Genomic DNA, 15,037 nt, shown 5'->3' on the forward strand with positions numbered 1-15,037 from the left:
CGGGGATGGGAGCGTACGCACGTTCCTACCCGCCAGTACGCCGTACGCCGCCCGCACGCAGGAGCCCTCCATGACGCAGACCGCCACCCCCGAGCTCGAGGCCACCATCGAGGTCGCGGCGCCGCCGAGCACGGTCTGGCAGCTGCTCGCCGACCCGCGCCACATGACCCGCTGGAGCCCGCAGGTCGTGAAGACGTTCCTGCGCGGCGGTGTGCCGAAGCAGGGTGCGACCTTCGTCAACATCAACCGGCGCGGGCCGCTGTTCTGGCCGACGCAGGCGAAGATCGTCCGGTTCGTCGAGGACCGCGAGTTCGCCTTCCGGGTGAAGGAGAACTACACCGTCTGGAGCTTCGAGCTCGAGCCGACCGCGACCGGCACGCGCATCACCCAACGGCGTGAGGCGCCCCAGGGCATCTCGAAGCTCTCCACGACGCTCACGAAGCGGGTTCTCGGCGGCACCGAGACCTTCACCGCCGAGCTGCAGGCGGGCATGGCGCAGACCCTCGCGGCGATCAAGGCCGACGCGGAGCGCTGAGCGCCACGTCCGCGGGGGTACGCCGTGTGAGCCGGGCGAACGCCACCGCCGTCACGAGGTAGCCCAGCGCGCACGCCACCAGCACCGGCACCGACCGCCCGTCGGCGGGCAGGACCAGCGCGGCGGCGGCAGCCGCGGCCACGAAGGCGGCGTTGAAGATGACGTCGTACAACGCGAACACCCGCCCGCGGAAGGCGTCGTCGACGCCCGACTGGACGAGGGTGTCGACGCAGATCTTCACGCCCTGGCTGACGACCCCGAGCAGGTACGCCGCCACGAGGACCGCCGGCTGGGTGTAGAGCGCGCTCGGGAAGAGCTGGACGACCGCGGCGAGCACGAGGAGCAGCAGGACCCACCGGTGCCGGCCGAGCCGCGGCGTCACCATCGGCGTGATCACCGCGGCGGTCACGAAGCCCGCTCCCGCGACCACGACGGTCGTCGCCAACCCTGCGAGGGCGGCGTCGGTGTCGCCGGGGTGGAAGTGCTCGCGGTAGAGCAGGATCAGGCCGACGGTGGTGAGGCCGTAGCAGAACCGGTGCGCGCCGATCGTGGCCAGGGCGTACGCCGCGTCCCGGCGTGCGCCGAGGTGGCGCAACCCCGCCACGAGCCCGTCGACGACGTTGCGCACCGCGGCGCGCACGGCCGGACGGGCGGGGTCGAAGTCCGGGCCCAACGCGGATCGGGCGAACCCGGCCGCGACGAGGGCCGCGGCGACGTACCCGAGCGTCGCGACCAGCACCGCCACGACGTCGCCGGCGTCGCCGACGCCCGGCAGCACCACCTCCCCGACCGGGCGTACGGCGGCCCCTGCCGCAGCACCGAGCACGAAGGCGCCTGTCCCGGAGGTGGGGGTGACGGCGTTGGCCCACACCAGCTCGTCGGCATCGACGACGTGGGGGAGCGCTGCGGAGAGCCCCGCGAGCAGGAACCGGTTGACCGACAGGCAGGCGAGGATCAGGACGAACAGGCCCGGACCGTCGACGCCCGCCACGAAGCAGGCGGCGAGCGCGAGCAGCATCGGGACGCGCACGAGGTTGGCCCACACGAGCACCTGGCGGCGCGACCACCGGTCGAGCAGCACGCCCACGAACGGACCGAGCACGCTGAACGGCAGCAGCACGACGGCCAGGGCAGCGGCGATCCCCCAGGCCGAGGGCGCGCGCTCGGGGGCGAAGACGACATAAGAAGCCAGCGCGACCTGGAAGACGCCGTCGGAGAACTGGCTGGTGACGCGGACGGCGAAGAGCCGCCGGAAGCCGCTCCCGCCGAGCAGGTGCAGCAGCTGACCGAGGCCGGTGCGAGGAGCGCGGACGGGCGGGCGGACGGGGAGTGCGGGGCTCACCGCTGGTGCCGGCGGGCCCACATGCGGGCGACCGCCGCGACCCGCGCGCCGTCGGGGAGCGCGGGGATCCAGACCTGGTCGGGCAGTCCGGCCTGGTCGAGCTGCAGGCCGACGTGCACGAGCGGTCCCGCAGGACTCGGGGTCGGGCTCGTGGTGTGGGCGGTCGGCTGCCACCACGCGGCGCGGACCGCGCGCCACGGCACGACCAGCTCCTGCCAGCCGTCGGGTCCCGGGTGGAGCAGGTAGGCGCGCTCGGTGGTGAACCGGATCCGCGGCTCGGGGCCCCACCAGACGGTCGTCTCCTCGGCGGGCACGGGGTCGAGGACCAGCGGGGAGAGGCCGGTGTAGCCCTGGGTCGAGACGTGGTCGGTCCACACCGACCCGCTCCACCAGCGGACCTCGAAGTCGTCGCTGGGGTCGGCGTACCAGCCCGGCGGGGGGAGCGGCGGGACCGGCGTCCGCTCCGCCTCGGCGGTCACCGCACCGCCCCAGGGAGCCGGGGCGTCGGGCGCGGGGTCGGACATGCGCTCACTGTATCCGGCCCCGGGGGGCGCGAAGAGCGCCGAGCGCCCGCCCCCACAGAGGGGACGGGCGCTCGGCAGTGCGCATGAAGCGGCGTACGGCGGGCTCAGGCTGCGCCTGGTTTCGGTGCGCCCGTCGCGGCTTCGTTCCTCAGCCGCGGGGCTTACTCAACCTTCGGGCCAGAGGGTGTGCGCTCGTGCCTCGCGCTCACACCTCGCCCTTAATGAACTTCTCCAACTCGGCGCGACCGAGGTCGTCCTGCATCTGGACCGGCGGCGACTTCATGAGGTAGGCCGAGGCGGACAGGATCGGACCGCCGATGCCGCGGTCCTTGGCGATCTTCGCCGCGCGGACGGCGTCGATGATGATGCCGGCGGAGTTCGGGGAGTCCCAGACCTCGAGCTTGTACTCCAGGTTCAGCGGGACGTCACCGAACGCGCGACCCTCGAGGCGCACGTAGGCCCACTTGCGGTCGTCGAGCCAGGCGACGTAGTCCGACGGGCCGATGTGCACGTTGCGGTCGTCGGCGGTCTTGCCGCCGAGCGAGCCGGTGAGGTTCGACGTCACGGCCTGGGTCTTCGAGACCTTCTTGGACTCCAGGCGGTCGCGCTCGAGCATGTTCTTGAAGTCCATGTTGCCGCCGACGTTGAGCTGGTAGGTGCGGTCCAGCGCGACGCCGCGGTCCTCGAACAGCTTCGCCATCACGCGGTGGGTGATGGTGGCACCGACCTGCGACTTGATGTCGTCACCGACGATCGGGACGCCGGCGTCCTCGAACTTCTTCGCCCACTCCGGGTCGGAGGCGATGAAGACGGGCAGGGCGTTGACGAACGCGACACCCGCGTCGATCGCGCACTGCGCGTAGAACTTGTCGGCCTCCTCCGAACCCACCGGGAGGTAGGACACCAGCACGTCGACCTGCGCGTCCTTGAGCGCCTGGACCACGTCCACGGCCGGCGCGTCGGCCTCCTCGATGGTCTCGAGGTAGTACTTGCCCAGACCGTCGAGGGTGGGCCCGCGCTGCACGGTCACGCCGGTCGGCGGGACGTCGCAGATGCGGATGGTGTTGTTCTCGGAGTTGTTGATCGCATCCGAGAGGTCGAAGCCGACCTTCTTGGCGTCGACGTCGAACGCGGCGACGAACTCGACGTCACGCACGTGGTAGTCACCGAACACGACGTGCATGAGCCCGGGGACCGTGCCGTCGGGGTCGGCGTCCTTGTAGTACTCGACACCCTGGACCAAGGAGGTGGCGCAGTTGCCGACTCCGACGATCCCTACTCGTACCGAACCCATAGGGCTCTCCTCTACTCCTGTGTTGCGGTGGGCTTGGTGGACTGACTGGTCTGGTCGGCCTGCTGTTGCGGGCCTTCAGGGGCAAGCTGGCGGGCGTGCTCCGCGGCGATGAGCTCCGAGAGCCAGCTCACCTCCCGCTGCACCGACTCCAACCCGTGGCGTTGGAGCTCCACGGCGTACCGGTCGACGTCGCGCTGGGTCCGGTCGATCTGGGCCTGCACGCGGTCGAGCCGCTCCTGCAGCCGCGACCGGCGACCCTCGAGGATCCGCAGCCGGCTGGACAGGTCGGTGCGCGAGAAGAACGCGAAGCGTACGTCGAACGAGCCGTCCTCCCAGGCCGACGGTCCGACCTCGTTGACCAGCTCCTTGAAGTGCTGCTCCCCGGCGTCGGTGATCTCGTAGACGATGCGCTGACGCCGGCTCACGACGGCAGCGGCACCACCCGGGACGGGAGTCTCGGCGATGAGCCCGGCGCGCAGCAGCTTCTTCAGCGCCGGATAGAGCGTGCCGTACGACAGGACCCGGCCCCACCCGAGCATGAGGTTGAGCCGCTTGCGCAGCTCGTAGCCGTGCATGGGGACCTCGTGCAGCAGTCCGAGGACTGCGAGCTCGAGTGACTCACCACGACGGGCCACGGGTCTCCTCACGGGTGTGACTTGGGAGGGCGGGACGGGAGTACGGCGACGGCCTGCGGGACGACCTAGCGGGCGAATCTATCGCATCGATATATCGAACCGCCACACGAGCGCGTCGGCGGTGCAGGTGAGTCGCGCCACGGGAGGACCGTCGTCCGCGGTCGGATCCCGTACCCTCGAACCTCGTGAGCGACCACGGGAAGCGGTCGGCGCCCAGGGGTGGGCGTCGGGCTGCCACGAGCACGCCGGCGAAGGCGGGCAAGAACAACGCCCCGGCGACCAAGCGCAACGGCAAGCCGAAGAAGGAGCGTAGCCGACGGGCGAGGATCGTCCGCGGCCTGCTGCTCACCCTCCTCGGACTGTTCGTCCTGGGCGCGGGCGCGTTCGCCTACGTGTACGCCGCCGTGGAGATCCCCGACCCCAACGAGGACTTCGAGGCGCAGACGACGTTCGTCTACTACGCCGACGGCAAGACCGAGATCGGGCGCTTCGCCGTGCAGAACCGCGTCAGCATCCCGCTGTCGCGGGTGCCCGAGCACATGCAGGACGCGATGATCGCTGCTGAGGACCGCACCTTCTGGTCCAACCAGGGCCTCGACCCCCGAGGCATCGTGCGCGCGGCGTTCTCCAACGCCACCAGCGACTCCACGCAGGGCGCGTCCACTATCACGCAGCAGTACGTCAAGGTCCTCTACCTGACCCAGGACCGCACCTGGTCGCGCAAGATCAAGGAGGCGTTCCTCTCCTTGAAGGTGCACCGGCAGAAGGACAAGTCCGAGATCCTCGAGGGCTACCTCAACACCATCTACTTCGGCCGCGGGGCCTACGGCGTCCAGGCCGCGGCGAAGGCGTACTTCGGCGTCGACGCCGCCGACCTCAACCTGCGCCAGTCCGCTGCGCTCGCCTCGATCGTCAACCAGCCCAACCGGCTCGACCCCGCCAACGGCGACACCGCGCGCGATCGGCTGGAGCGTCGCTACCGCTACGTGCTCGACGGGATGGTCGAGCTGGAGCAGGTCAGCCAGAGCGACGCCGACGAGGCCGCCGAGCGGCTGCCGAAGTTCCCGCGCCAGAAGGCCTCCAACCGGTTCGCCGGGCAGAAGGGCCACATGATGCGCTTCGTGCGCCAGCAGCTGGTGCGCCAGGGCTTCACCGAGGAGCAGATCGACACCCAGGGCCTGCGCGTCACCACGACCTTCACCCGCGACGCGATGCGAGCAGCCCGCGAGGCGGTGCGCGACAACAAGCCCGAGGGCCTGCCCGAGCTGCACGTCGCGGTCGCCTCCGTCGAGCCGAGCACCGGTGCCCTGCGCGGGATGTACGGCGGCCAGGACTTCCTGCGCAGCGAGATCAACTGGGCGGCGGCCGGCGGTCAGCCGGGCTCGACGTTCAAGGTGTTCGCGCTGATGGAGGGCCTGCGCCAGGGCTTCAGCCTGCGCGACACCTTCGACGGCAACTCCGGCTACACCGTCCCGGGGGCCGAGCGGCCCATCAACAACCAGGGGACCCGCTCCTACGGCCGCGTCGACCTGATCCGGGCGACCGCCGACTCGATCAACACCGCCTTCATCGACCTGACGATGGCGATGGACGACGGTCCGCAGTCGATCGTGAAGCTCGCCGAGTCCTTCGGCCTGCCCAAGGGCTCCATCGACGACAACATCGGCGTGGCGCTGGGCTCCTCGATCGCCAGCCCGATCTCGATGGCCAACGCCTACGGCATCGTCGCCAACGGTGGCGTCGGTGGACGCTGGCACGTGATCGAGCGGGTCGAGAACCGCCGCGGCGACGTGGAATACAGCGCGCCCAAGCGCAACAAGCGGGTGCTCGACACCGACCTGGCCGCCGACACGTCGTACGCGCTGCAGCAGGTCGTCACCGCCGGCTCGGGTCGCAACGCCCAGCTCGCCGGCGGCCGCGCGACCGCGGGCAAGACCGGCACCGCGACCAACGCCAAGGGCGAGGTCTCCTCGTCGTGGTTCATCGGCTACACCCCGCAGCTGTCGACCGCGGTGATGTATGTCCGGGGCAAGGGCAACGAGCAGCTCGAGGGCTACATGCCCGAGTTCTTCGGCGGGTCCTACCCCGCGCGCACGTTCAAGGCGGCGATGGATGCCTGGCACGAGGACAAGCCGTTCGAGGACTTCCCGCCCCCGGTCTTCGTCGACGGCGACCCGCCCAGCGACGGTCACGCGCCGGTTCCGGTCGCGCCCGCCCCGGCACCCGCGCAGCCGGAGGAGACCGAGGAGACCGAGCCCACGAAGAAGCCGCGGCCGAGCCGGACGCCGACCCCCACCCGGGAGCCGACGCCCACGCAGGAGCCGACACCCACCGACGAGCCCACCACGGGGCCGACCGACAACTGCGGCGGGCCGTTGCGACCGTGCGAGCCCGACCCCGAGCCGACCGGCGAGCCCACCGGTGAGCCGACCGACGGGTCCACCGCGGGTCGTCCCCCCGGACAGGGGTCCGGCGGCACCGGCGGACGCCGTACGCCGTCGGGACGCGGTCGCCGCGCGGCCTGACCCGCGCCACTGACTCGACGGAGGTGACCGCCCTGCCCACGTCCCGCGTCCGGCCGACCCACGAGGACCCGGCACTGCGGGCGTGGAGCGAGGGCGTCGGCGGACCGAGCGGCCGGCACGCCGCGGGGCACCGGTGGTGGAGCCCCGTCCGGGTGGTGCTCGCGCTGGGCGTCGTCGCGGTCGTGCTGGCGATGCTGCAGAAAGCACCCTGCGTCGCGGCGGGCTGGGGCGGAGGATCGCTGCGCTACGCGCGGATGTGCTACTCCGACATCGGCTACCTCTACACGGGCCGGGGGTACGCCGAGGGGGTCTGGCCCTACGCCGCGACCGACGGCCGCTACCCCGGGATGGAGTACCCCGTCGGCATCGCGGTGCTGGTCTGGCTGCTGGCCGCGCTGACCCACCGGCTCGCGGGCGCCGACCTCGAGGCGCGGTCCTTCCTCCCGGTCGAAGACCTGTGGGGTGCCGTGGGCGCGGGTCACGGCGAGCTGGCGCTCTTCGTCGCGCTGAACGCGATCGCCCTGGGTCTTGCGGTCCTCGCGGCGGCGTACCTCCTCGTGCGTGCCCAGCCCACGCGGCCGTGGGATGCGGCGCTGGTCGTCTGCTCACCGGTGCTCGTGCTGACCCTGCTGATCAACTGGGATGCCTGGGCGCTGCTCACGGTCGCCGCGGCGCTGTGGGCGTGGGCGCGCGACCGGCCGTGGCTGGCGGGTGTCGCGGTCGGGGTCGGCGTCGCGGTGAAGCTCTACCCGTTGTTCCTGCTCGGTGCGTTCCTCGTGGTGTGCCTGCGCCGGCGCGAGCTGGGCCGGTGCGCCCGGACCCTGGTCGCGGCGGTGCTCAGCTGGTTGGCGCTCAACGTGCCCGTGGCGCTGACCGGCTGGGACGAGTGGCTGGTCTTCTGGCGCTTCAACTCCGACCGCGCCGGGGACCTCGGGTCGGTCTGGCTGGCGTTGTCGACGATGGGGGCAGAGGCCTCGACCGCGGTCGTCAACAACGTGTCGTGGATCTTCTTCGCCGGCGTGTGCCTGCTGGTGCTGCTGCTCGGGCTCGTGGCGCCGCGGACGCCGCGGGTCGCGCAGCTGGCGTTCCTCGTCGTGCTCGGCTTCCTGCTGATCAACAAGGTCTACTCGCCGCAGTACGTGCTGTGGCTGCTTCCGCTGGCCGTGCTCGCCCGTCCGCGGGTGCGCGACCTGGCCGTCTGGCAGGCCGGTGAGGTCTTCTACTTCGCGATGGTGTGGCTGCACCTGGGCGGGTGGACCGCGGCCGCGACCAGCGGGGCGCCGGACGCGGCGTACGCCCTGGCGATCGTGGTCCGGATCGCCGCCCAGGTCTACCTCGGGGCGGTGGTCGTCCGCGACGTGCTGCGACCCTGGCACGACCCGGTGCGTCGCGACGGGCTCACCGACGACCCGCTGCATCCAGTCGCGCCCGCGAGCGCCGGTGGGCACGGCCGATGATCGCGCCGACCGCGACGACGATCACGCCGAGCACCAGGTGGCCCAGCGGCCAGAAGTAGCTCAGCTCCTCCAACCCGCTGCCCCAGTCGTCTGCGTGGTAGCGCTGGATCGTGGTCGTCGCGGCCACGGTGTGGGCGGCCACGGCGAGCACCACCGTCAGGACGCCGCCCCAGACCCAAAGGGCGGCCGCCACGCCGGCGAGCGGCACCAGCAGCCAGGCGGCGTTCCAGAAGCCGGTGTCGACGTACTCCACGCCCCAGCTCGACGTCTGCGCGTCGAGCAGCACGACGCCGGCGGCCCGGTCGAGTGCCAGCACCACCAGCATCACGTGGGCGAGGACCGTCAGGGCGGTGACGGCGAGCGAGTGGCGTTTCCGGTCGTCACCGGTCGGGGAGAGCTCCATGGCTCCACCTTGGGGCCCACGAAATCAATGCGGCAGGGCAGAAGTACTCAACTCACGTCAGCTGACGACGGTCCGGTCGAAGCTGGTGGCGGTGAACCGCACCCGCACGTCGACCTCCTCGCCGATGTCCGGCACCCGCGACCCGGCGGGCAGGAAGAGCATCGAGGCCTGCATGTGCGGCGGCTCGGCGAAGAGCCGCTGCTTGGAGTCGATGAGGTACGGCGAGCGCACGAACCCCGCCGCGTCGAGCCCGCCCTTCGCCAGCGACGCCGCGCGCGAGCGCAGGTCGCTCGGGCCGGTCGGGGCCTCGAGGCCGATGCCGTGCGCGGTGCCGCCGGAGACGACCAGGATGGTGCCGTTGCGCGGCGCCGTACGCCCGCGGTAGCCGTACTCGTCGCCGCGCTCGACGGCGTGGGCGTCGAGCACGGTCGCGCGGACGCTCAGCGCGTCGCGGTCGCCGAGCCACAGCCGGGTGCCGACGCGGGGCCGGATCTCGAAGTCGGGGTACGCCGCCCGCAGCGCGGCCAGCTCGGTGTCGTCGAGGTGCGAGACCCAGACGCGCTTGGCCGGCATGCCGGCGGCGACGACGTCGGTCATCAGCCGCTCGACCTCGCTCAGGTGCGAGCCCTGCGCCAGCGGCAGGTGCAGGCTCACGCCCTCGAGCCGGCATCCGCCGTGCTCGGCCCAGGCGGCGACGGCGGTGCGCAGGTCGCGTGCGCTCAGGCCGTGGCGCAGCATCGACGTGAGTCGTTCCAGGACGACCCGCGGACGGTCGCCGCGCGCCATCAGCGCCTGCAGGTCCTCCAGCCGGCCGACGGTGTGGATCACCCGCCGGTCGCGGACGGCGTCGCCGTACTGCTCGTCGACGAACGGCCGCCACGGCGTGAGCACGAGCAGGTCGCCGTCGAAGCGCGACGAGACCTCGGCCAGCTCCCCGTAGGTGCCGACCGCCAGCGTGTCCGCACCGAGCCAGCCGGCGCGGCGCGCGAGCCGACCCAGCCCGAAGCCGTAGCCGTTGCCCTTCGCGACCGGGACGATCCCGGGCAGCGCGTCGTAGGTCGTGCGCAGGTGGGAACGCCAGCGCTCACCGTCGACGTAGAGGCTGAGCACCTCCTCACCGCCGCTTCATGTAGAGGTCGAAGGCGGCGTAGAGCGCACGGTTGAGCGGGAGGTCCCACTCCCCGGCGTACTCGATCGCCTCGCCACCGGTGCCGACCTTGAACTGGATGAGCCCCAGCTGCGCGTCGCCCTCGGCGAGCGTGTCGGTGATGCCGCGCAGGTCGTAGACCCGCGCCCCGGCGGCGATCGCGTCGCGGATCATCTGCCACTGCGCGGCATTGGACCCGCGGACGTCCCGCTTCTCGGTGGAGGAGGCGCCGTAGGAGTACCAGACCCGCTGCCCGACCCGGATCGCGATGGTCGCCGCGACCAGGTCGCCCTCGTGGTGGGCGAGGTAGAGGCGGAACCGGTCCGCGTCCTCACTGCCGAGCGCTGCGGCCATCGTGCGGAAGTAGGTCAGCGGCCGCGGGGTGAAGCCGTCGCGCTGGGCGGTGTGGACGTAGAGGTCGTGGAACGCGGCGAGCACGTCACCCCGGTCGGTCGAGCTTGTCGAGACCACCGCGTCCCCGTCGTACGCCGTCACCTCGACCCCGGCCTTGTCGGCCTTCTTGATGTTGCGCCGCCACTGCTGGTTCATGCCCTTGAGCACCAGCTCCTCGGTGAGGGCGGTGCCGTCGGCGTCGGTGAGCGGGACGACGAAGTTGAACTGCGGCTGGCCGGCGGCGAAGCCGCCCTCGACCGCCTGCGGTCGCCAGCCGAGCTCGCGCAGCTGGGAGACCACCCGCGCGCCGGTCTGGCTGCGCTCCGTGGGCGGCAGATCGCCCAGGCGGCGTACGGCGTCGTCGGCGATGCCGGCCTTGACGGCGGCGGCGTCCCAACGGCGTACGACGACCGGAGGGCCCATGCGGATGCCGAAGGCGCCCTGCTTCTTGAGGTGCGCGGCCAACGGCGCGAGCCAGGCGCCGAGGTCGTCGCTCTCCCAGTCGATGACCGGGCCCTCGGGCAGGTAGGCGAGGTAGCGCTTGACCTTCGGCAGCTGGCGGTAGAGGACGAGCGCGGCGCCGACGAGCCGGGTGCCGCCCTCGGGGGAGACCGCGGCCCAGCCGAGCGACTCGGCCTTCCACTCGCTCTTGACGCGGGCCCAGGCCGGGGTCTGGAGGAAGCTCACCTCACCGCCCGCGGCGGCCCGGTCCTCGAGGAAGGCGAGGTGCTCCTCGGGACTGATGGGGGCGAGGGCGAGGCGGGGGGCGGTCACGGGGGTCGACCTTAGCCGCGGTGCGATCGCGGGGCTGCCGGGACGCTCAGAGCCGCTCCCGCAGCCAGGCGAAGTCCGCGCGGTGCTCGTCGGGACCACCCGGGGTCTCGCAGACCACCGGTGCTCCGGCCTGCCGCACCACGGCCGCGAGCGCGTCGGGATCGATCTGGCCGGCCCCGAAGTTGGCGTGCCGGTCGGCGCCGGAGTCGAAGGCGTCGCGCGAGTCGTTGGCGTGCACGAGGTCGATGCGCCCGGTGATCGCCCGGACCCGGTCGACGACGTCGGCGAGCCCGTTGCCGCCGGCGTGGGCGTGGCAGGTGTCGAGGCAGAAGCCGACGTTGTCGAACCCGTCGGCCTGCGAGATCGCGGCCCACACGCCCTCGATCCGCTCGAGGTAGCGGGTCATGGCGTTGTCGCCGCCGGCGGTGTTCTCGATCAGCAGCGGGAGCTTGAGGTCGGTCGCCTCGATGGCCTTGCGCCAGTTGTCGAAGCCCTGGGCGGGGTCGTCGGCCTTGTTGACGTGGCCGCCGTGGACGATCAGGCCCTTGGCGCCGAGCGCGGCCGCGGCGTCCACGTGCTGCTGCAGCAGCTTGCGGCTGGGGATCCGGATCCGGTTGTTGGTGGTGGCGACGTTGATGATGTAGGGCGCGTGGACATAGAGGTCCACCCCGGCCGCAGCCAGCCGCTCCCGCAGCGCGTCCGCGCCGTCGGCGTACCGCACCTCGGGACCCTTGTAGCCCTGCGGGTCGCCCAGGAAGATCTGCACCAGATCGGCGCCGCGGGCCTCGGCCTCCGCGACCGGGTCGGTCTGGTCGACGTGGGCTCCGATGCGCAGGCTCGTCGTGGCGCTCATGGCTCCCAGGCTAGGCCGCGCGACGATTTCGGCTGCACCCCGGCCCGCTGGTAGTCTTGCGCGGTCCTGCGCATGCCCGTCCGACACGGTGCCGCTGCGCGGACCACCCGGGACCTGTCCCGGACGCAACGCCCTCCTGTCACGGAAACGCCGTGACCGCCTGAGTCCGAAGGAGGTGGAGATCGCTTTGCGTGCATACGAAGTCATGGTCATGCTCGACCCCGAGACCGACGAGCGCACCGTCGCGCCTTCGCTTGACACCTATCTGAACGTCATCCGCAACGATGGCGGAACCGTCGAGAACGTCGACGTGTGGGGCAAGCGGCGCCTGGCCTACGAGATCAACAAGAAGTCCGAGGCCGTCTACGCCGTCATCGACCTCAAGGCCGAGCCCGCCTCGGTCAAGGAGCTCGACCGCCAGCTCGGCCTGAACGAGACGGTCATCCGCACGAAGGTCATGCGCGTCGACGCCAGCTGATCTGCCGCGCGGGCTCCCCGGAGTTCCGTGCACAGAGCAAGCTGCACCCCTGGCGAGTGTCGGTCCGAGTCTCTAACGTCTCGATCGACTCTCTTCCGCTCGCGACCCGAAAGGCCTCCACATGGCAGGCGAGACCGTCATCACCGTCGTCGGCAACCTCGTCGACGACCCCGAGCTGCGGTTCACCCCTTCGGGGGCGGCTGTGGCCAACTTCCGCATCGCGTCCACTCCCCGCACGTTCGACCGACAGGCGAACGAGTGGAAGGACGGCGACGCGCTCTTCCTCACCTGCAACGCCTGGCGGCAGATGGCGGAGAACGTCGCCGAGTCCCTCCAGCGGGGCATGCGGGTCGTCGTCCAGGGCCGGTTGCGGTCCCGGAGCTACGAGACCCGTGAGGGCGAGAAGCGCACGGTCTTCGAGATCGAGGTCGACGAGGTCGGACCCTCGCTGAAGTACGCCACCGCCAAGGTCACCAAGGCCAACCGCTCCGGCGGTGGGGGCGGTGGCTTCGGCGGCGCCCCGCAGGGCGGCGGCGGGTTCGGCGGCGGCCAGCAGGGTGGACCCCAGGGCGGCAACGACCCGTGGGCCACCGGCGGCGCGCCGTCGGGTGGCGGCGGGTACGGCGGCCAGGGTGGCGCCCCCCAGGGTGGCGGCAACGACCCGTGGGCCAGTGGGCCCGCGGGCGGCGACGAGCCCCCCTTCTGATCCCACGTCGGTCCGCGAGGGCCGCATCCCCCGCTCGGCACGCAGCGCGTGCCGTGAGCGGGAACGAACACGAAAGAGAGCACCATGGCGAAGCCAGTCGTTCGCAAGCCGAAGAAGAAGATGAATCCTCTTAAGGCTGCGAAGATCACCACGATCGACTACAAGGACACCGCACTCCTGCGGAAGTTCATCTCCGACCGCGGCAAGATCCGCGCGCGTCGGGTCACCGGCGTCTCCGTCCAGGAGCAGCGCAAGATCGCCATCGCGATCAAGAACGCCCGCGAGATGGCGCTGCTGCCCTACAGCGCCTCCGGCCGGAACTGAGAGGGGACTGACGCATGAAGCTCATCCTCACCCAGGAGGTCGACGGCCTCGGTAGCCCCGGCGACGTCGTCGAGGTCAAGGACGGCTACGGCCGCAACTACCTGCTCCCGCGCGGTTTCGCCACGCGGTGGACCAAGGGCGGCCAGAAGACCGTCGACTCGATCAAGTCGGCTCGGCAGGCCCGCGCGGTCCGTGACCAGGACCACGCCAAGCAGGTCAAGGCGCAGCTCGAGAACGGCGTCGTCAGCGTCCGCGTCCGCGCGGGCGAGGGCGGTCGGCTCTTCGGTGCGGTCACCCCGGCCGACATCGCCGAGGCGATCAAGGCCGGCGGCACCGACATCGACAAGCGCACCATCGTGCTCGGCAACCCGATCAAGTCCCTGGGCTCGCACCAGGTGACCGTCCGGGTCCACGACGAGGTGGCGGCCACCGTCCAGCTCAACGTCGTCTCCGCCTGACGCACGCGCATCACCAGCACGTCCACGAAGGGCGCTCCCGCTACCGGCGGGGGCGCCCTTCGGTGTTCCCGGCCAGGGCGATCGCCGTCACAGCCACGACCAGCTGGCCCAGGTCGATGAGCGGCGTGAGGAGGGCCAGGCCGCTGCCGGCGGCGTAGCCGCCCACGTCGCCGGCGCCGAGCAGCCCCGCGGCGGTGAGCACCCCGACGGCGTACGCCGCAGCGAGAGCCAGCGTCGGCGCGCGCCACCGGCCGACCCGGGGGTCCCGCAGCACGGCGGCGAGCACGCACAGCGTGATCACCGCCTCGAGCACCCACGACGCCGCGGCGGTCGCGTACCACCATCCGTAGCCGTCGTCGTGCACGACGGCGAGCAGCCCGCCGTACCCGACGACCTCCAGGGGTACGGCGAGTGCCGCCGCGACGGTGAGCACGGGTGTGCCCAGGGCGCGGCCGGCGAGGACGAGCAGCACGAGCGCGACGAGGTCGGGGGTGAGGTCGCCGCCGGCCCAGGGCAGGCGCACCGTCAGCATCAGCAGGCCGATGCCGGCGCACAGCAGCCCGCGGCGCATGCGCGTGCTGCCCACAGACGTCGCGGGGGTGTCGACCACGGCGGTCACGGCCGGCTCGCGGTCGGGGTGGCCGGCGCGCGGTGGACCCAGGGCGCGCGGTGGAGGACGAAGAGCACCACGATGAGGACCAGCATCGCGACGGCGCCGGCGAACGCCACGGCGCCGTACGCCTCCTCGACGTCGGCCAGCACCACCAACGGGAGCGCGGCCACGACACAGAAGGCGTAGGCCAGCCAGCGCAGGCGCCGCGACCAGGGCGAGGCCGCGGGGGCCAGCCCGCCCAGGCTGGCGCTGAGCGCGGCGCAGAAGAGCGGCTGCCACACGACGAGCGGTGCCAGCTGGGCCGGCGAGGCGTCGCGCACCATGACGGGGACGGCCAGGACGACCGAGGCGAGGGCCGCCACGACCGCGGCGAGCGTGACCAACCCGCTGCGGGGCAACGGACGAGGTGCGCCGGTGCGCAGGCGCGCGACGCCACCCAGGACCAGCAGCCACCCGACGGGGTCGAGCAGCAGGTCGATCTCGCCCACGGGCGCGGTGAGGACGATGACGACGAGCCCCAGCGCGATCTGCTGCAGGGGCGTCATGGGGGCTGAGCATAGAGCCCGGGCATGGGCG

Annotated in this window: 17 protein-coding genes; 7 read left to right on the top strand and 10 right to left on the bottom strand. The window is 72.0% G+C overall.

Features of this window, described 5'->3' with window-relative positions; genetic code table 11:
* The first annotated feature begins 70 nt into the window (after positions 1-70).
* The gene (locus tag J2S59_RS05630) at positions 71-535 is read left to right on the top strand and encodes an SRPBCC family protein (RefSeq protein WP_068124481.1); all 465 of its coding nucleotides are present in this window, start codon (positions 71-73) and stop codon (positions 533-535) included.
* Here J2S59_RS05630 and J2S59_RS05635 read toward each other — a convergent pair.
* The 4 genes from J2S59_RS05635 to J2S59_RS05650 form a co-directional block, all read right to left on the bottom strand.
* On the bottom strand, positions 513-1,877 hold the full coding sequence (locus tag J2S59_RS05635) for an MFS transporter (RefSeq protein ID WP_068124482.1): 1,365 nt from the start codon (positions 1,875-1,877) through the stop codon (positions 513-515). The genes J2S59_RS05630 and J2S59_RS05635 overlap by 23 nt on opposite strands.
* On the bottom strand, positions 1,874-2,401 hold the full coding sequence (locus J2S59_RS05640) for a DUF2510 domain-containing protein (protein ID WP_306824904.1): 528 nt from the start codon (positions 2,399-2,401) through the stop codon (positions 1,874-1,876). The genes J2S59_RS05635 and J2S59_RS05640 overlap by 4 nt, the downstream gene beginning before the upstream one ends.
* 205 nt (positions 2,402-2,606) lie before the next feature.
* Positions 2,607-3,695, bottom strand: coding sequence for an inositol-3-phosphate synthase (locus tag J2S59_RS05645; protein ID WP_068120331.1), 1,089 nt, complete (start codon positions 3,693-3,695; stop codon positions 2,607-2,609).
* 11 nt (positions 3,696-3,706) lie between these two features.
* Complete coding sequence (locus tag J2S59_RS05650; protein ID WP_068120329.1) at positions 3,707-4,330, bottom strand: PadR family transcriptional regulator; 624 nt, start codon at positions 4,328-4,330, stop codon at positions 3,707-3,709.
* Between the two features lie 185 nt (positions 4,331-4,515).
* Here J2S59_RS05650 and J2S59_RS05655 point away from each other — a divergent pair, with 185 nt between their 5' ends.
* Entirely contained in the window at positions 4,516-6,855 is a 2,340-nt protein-coding gene (locus J2S59_RS05655) for a transglycosylase domain-containing protein (RefSeq protein WP_306824905.1), read from the top strand.
* A gap of 23 nt (positions 6,856-6,878) precedes the next feature.
* A complete protein-coding gene (locus J2S59_RS05660) occupies positions 6,879-8,312 on the top strand; it encodes a glycosyltransferase family 87 protein (RefSeq protein ID WP_181642093.1) in 1,434 nt (477 codons plus the stop codon).
* On the opposite strand, the gene J2S59_RS05665 is transcribed toward J2S59_RS05660, so the two are convergent.
* Genes J2S59_RS05665 through J2S59_RS05680 form a run of 4 tightly spaced genes read right to left on the bottom strand, consistent with a single transcriptional unit; the run spans position 8,254 to position 11,882 of the window.
* Entirely contained in the window at positions 8,254-8,715 is a 462-nt protein-coding gene (locus J2S59_RS05665; RefSeq protein WP_068121795.1) for a hypothetical protein, read from the bottom strand. The two genes, J2S59_RS05660 and J2S59_RS05665, sit on opposite strands and share 59 nt — an antisense overlap.
* Positions 8,716-8,772: 57 nt before the next feature.
* The gene (locus J2S59_RS05670; protein ID WP_306824906.1) at positions 8,773-9,825 is read right to left on the bottom strand and encodes an alanine racemase; all 1,053 of its coding nucleotides are present in this window, start codon (positions 9,823-9,825) and stop codon (positions 8,773-8,775) included.
* A 4-nt stretch (positions 9,826-9,829) separates the two neighbouring features.
* Positions 9,830-11,029 (bottom strand): lipid II:glycine glycyltransferase FemX, encoded by a 1,200-nt coding sequence (locus J2S59_RS05675; RefSeq protein WP_306824907.1) that lies wholly within the window; start codon positions 11,027-11,029, stop codon positions 9,830-9,832.
* 46 nt (positions 11,030-11,075) lie between these two features.
* Positions 11,076-11,882, bottom strand: a complete 807-nt coding sequence (locus J2S59_RS05680) for a deoxyribonuclease IV (RefSeq protein WP_068121073.1) — start codon at positions 11,880-11,882, stop codon at positions 11,076-11,078.
* 187 nt (positions 11,883-12,069) lie between these two features.
* On the opposite strand from J2S59_RS05680, the gene rpsF reads away from it, so the two are divergent.
* From rpsF to rplI, 4 genes are all read left to right on the top strand, one after another.
* Complete coding sequence (gene rpsF, locus J2S59_RS05685) at positions 12,070-12,360, top strand: 30S ribosomal protein S6 (RefSeq protein ID WP_068121076.1); 291 nt, start codon at positions 12,070-12,072, stop codon at positions 12,358-12,360.
* A 121-nt stretch (positions 12,361-12,481) separates the two neighbouring features.
* Positions 12,482-13,066, top strand: coding sequence for a single-stranded DNA-binding protein (locus J2S59_RS05690; protein WP_068121070.1), 585 nt, complete (start codon positions 12,482-12,484; stop codon positions 13,064-13,066).
* A gap of 84 nt (positions 13,067-13,150) precedes the next feature.
* Positions 13,151-13,390 (top strand): 30S ribosomal protein S18, encoded by a 240-nt coding sequence (gene rpsR / locus J2S59_RS05695; protein WP_068121066.1) that lies wholly within the window; start codon positions 13,151-13,153, stop codon positions 13,388-13,390.
* 14 nt (positions 13,391-13,404) lie between these two features.
* Positions 13,405-13,848 (top strand): 50S ribosomal protein L9, encoded by a 444-nt coding sequence (rplI, locus tag J2S59_RS05700; RefSeq protein ID WP_068121063.1) that lies wholly within the window; start codon positions 13,405-13,407, stop codon positions 13,846-13,848.
* A 40-nt stretch (positions 13,849-13,888) separates the two neighbouring features.
* On the opposite strand, the gene J2S59_RS05705 is transcribed toward rplI, so the two are convergent.
* Positions 13,889-14,467, bottom strand: a complete 579-nt coding sequence (locus tag J2S59_RS05705) for a hypothetical protein (protein WP_068121059.1) — start codon at positions 14,465-14,467, stop codon at positions 13,889-13,891.
* The gene (locus J2S59_RS05710) at positions 14,464-15,006 is read right to left on the bottom strand and encodes a hypothetical protein (RefSeq protein WP_068121055.1); all 543 of its coding nucleotides are present in this window, start codon (positions 15,004-15,006) and stop codon (positions 14,464-14,466) included. The genes J2S59_RS05705 and J2S59_RS05710 overlap by 4 nt, the downstream gene beginning before the upstream one ends.
* Positions 15,007-15,037: the final 31 nt, after the last annotated feature.

The organism is Nocardioides massiliensis, assembly GCF_030811215.1.
In the GTDB taxonomy this organism is placed as follows: domain Bacteria; phylum Actinomycetota; class Actinomycetes; order Propionibacteriales; family Nocardioidaceae; genus Nocardioides_A; species Nocardioides_A massiliensis.

Coding starts and splice junctions, on each gene's coding strand:
- J2S59_RS05630 (WP_068124481.1), top strand. CDS start 71: ATGACGCAGACCGCCACCCCCGAGCTCGAGGCCACCATCGAGGTCGCG.
- J2S59_RS05640 (WP_306824904.1), bottom strand. CDS start 2,401: ATGTCCGACCCCGCGCCCGACGCCCCGGCTCCCTGGGGCGGTGCGGTG.
- J2S59_RS05645 (WP_068120331.1), bottom strand. CDS start 3,695: ATGGGTTCGGTACGAGTAGGGATCGTCGGAGTCGGCAACTGCGCCACC.
- J2S59_RS05665 (WP_068121795.1), bottom strand. CDS start 8,715: ATGGAGCTCTCCCCGACCGGTGACGACCGGAAACGCCACTCGCTCGCC.
- J2S59_RS05680 (WP_068121073.1), bottom strand. CDS start 11,882: ATGAGCGCCACGACGAGCCTGCGCATCGGAGCCCACGTCGACCAGACC.
- J2S59_RS05690 (WP_068121070.1), top strand. CDS start 12,482: ATGGCAGGCGAGACCGTCATCACCGTCGTCGGCAACCTCGTCGACGAC.
- rpsR (WP_068121066.1), top strand. CDS start 13,151: ATGGCGAAGCCAGTCGTTCGCAAGCCGAAGAAGAAGATGAATCCTCTT.
- rplI (WP_068121063.1), top strand. CDS start 13,405: ATGAAGCTCATCCTCACCCAGGAGGTCGACGGCCTCGGTAGCCCCGGC.
- J2S59_RS05710 (WP_068121055.1), bottom strand. CDS start 15,006: ATGACGCCCCTGCAGCAGATCGCGCTGGGGCTCGTCGTCATCGTCCTC.